Annotated in this window: 1 protein-coding gene; it reads right to left on the bottom strand. The window is 66.4% G+C overall.

The annotated features are described in order from the left end of the window. A partial coding sequence (locus M2432_RS27840) for a condensation domain-containing protein (protein ID WP_280830083.1) occupies positions 1-2,204 on the bottom strand: 2,204 nt, incomplete at both ends.

The following is a 2,204-nucleotide window of genomic DNA, read 5'->3' on the forward strand; positions in this document are numbered from 1 at the left end:
GAGCACTGCACATGTTCGGCGAACAGCACCGGAATCGACACCGACGTGCTCACCGGCTCGGACAACACCGCCCGGTTACCGAGCTCATCCAGCCGAGCGTGCTCACCGACATCCAACACATCCACCGACGACAACAACCGCCCCGGATCACCCGTCAGCGCCACCAACACCCGCTCGAACCGCTCGATCAGCGCCACCACGGTGTCTGCGTCGAACACGTCGGTACGGAACTCCACCGCCCCGCCGATCCCAGCGGGCTCACCAGCCTCGGTCCACTGCTCGGCCAGCGAAAACACCAGATCCATGCGGGCGGTGTGGGTGTCCGCCGACAACGGCGTGACCTGCACATCACCCAAACTCAATCCGGCCGCCGGATCGCTGTTGTCGTGCCCGGGGAGGTTCTGCCAGGCCAGCATCACCTGGATCAGCGGGTGATGGGTCAGCGATCGGGTGGGGTTGAGCCTTTCGACGAGCACCTCGAAGGGCACGTCCTGGTGCTCAAGAGCAGCCAGGCTGCGCCGCCGCACCTGGGCCAGCAGCTCGGCGATCGTCGGGTCCCCGGCCAGATCGACCCGCAGCACCAGCGTGTTGACGAAGAAACCCACCAACTCATCTACTGCCGGGTCAGGGCGCCCAGCGCTCGGGAAGCCCACCGCCACATCCGAACTCGCACTGACCTCAGACAGCAGCACCGCCAAGGCGGCCTGGATCACCATGAAACTGGTCGCGTTGTGCTCGCGGGCCACCTCGCGCACCCGCTGCTGCAACTGCGCTGGCCACTCCACCGCCACACTGGCGCCGCGGTAATCGGCCACCGCCGGATAGGGCCGATCGATGGGCAGCTGCACACGCTCGGGCATCCCGGCCAGCGCCTGCTCCCAATACCCCAACTGCGCGGCGATCGGACTGTCGCCGTCGGCCAGATCACCCAACTGCGCACGCTGCCACAACGTGTAATCCACATACTGCACCGCCAACGGCGCCCAACCCGGGACCCGCCCCGCACACCGGCTGACATACGCCTCGCCCAGATTACGCACCAGCGGCCGCACCGACCAACCATCCCCGGCGATGTGATGCACTACGGCCACCAACACGTGCTCGTCGTCCCCGACACGGAAAAGCCGTGCCCGTAAAGGAATCTCGGCGGCCAGGTCAAAACCGTGAAGCGCTACCGCCCCGATCGCCTCACCCAGCCGCTCCACCGACCAGCCGCTGGCATCGACGACCTGCCAACCGAACTCAGCCCGCTCAGCCGGCACCACCACCTGCCGCGGTATCCCCTCGGGCGCCGCGAACATCGTCCGCAGGCTCTCATGGCGGCCCACCACATCGGCCAGCGCCGCACCCAACGCCTCAGCATCCAGGTGCCCGTTCAGCCGCAACGCCACCGGCATGTTGTAGACCGGGGAGGGCCCCTGCAACTGGTCGAGGAACCACAACCGGGACTGGGCAAACGACAACGGCACCGCGGCGGGTCGCTCTACGGCTGTCAACGGCTCACGCCGACCCCCTGCTTCGCTGAGGAGGGGCGCCAACTTGGCCACCGTGGGAGCGTCGAACAAGGTGCGCACCGCAAGCTGGGTATCAAGGGTTGTGTTGATCGCGGCGATCACCTGCATCGCCGACAGCGAATCCCCACCCAACTCGAAGAACGAGTCGTCCACCCCGACCCGCTCCAGCCCCAGGACCCGGGCGTAGATACCGGCCAGGATTTCCTCGACGGCGTTAGTGGGCGGGCGGTAGGTGTCGAGGTGTTGATAGTCCGGGGCGGGTAGGGCTTTTCGATCAAGTTTGCCGTTGACCGTCAACGGCAACGCATCGATGACCACGATCGCCGAAGGCACCATGTACGACGGCAACCGATCACCCAACACGGCACGTGCGGCACCAGTGTCCACATCACCGGTGACATACCCCACCAGACGCTTATCCCCCGGACGGTCTTCGCGGGCGATCACCACCGCCTGCTCAACACCATCCAATCCGGCCAGGACAGTTTGGATTTCGCCCAGTTCAATCCGGTACCCGCGAATCTTGACCTGCTCATCAGCACGGCCCAGATACCGCAGCTGCCCGTCCGGTCCCCAGGACACCAGATCCCCGGTCCGATACATCCGCGACCCCGGCGCCCCGAACGGACACGCCACAAAACGTGTTGCGGTCAACCCGCCGCGCCGCCAGTACCCGACCCCGACCCCACG

The organism is Mycobacterium sp. OTB74, assembly GCF_029892685.1.
In the GTDB taxonomy this organism is placed as follows: Bacteria; Actinomycetota; Actinomycetes; order Mycobacteriales; family Mycobacteriaceae; genus Mycobacterium.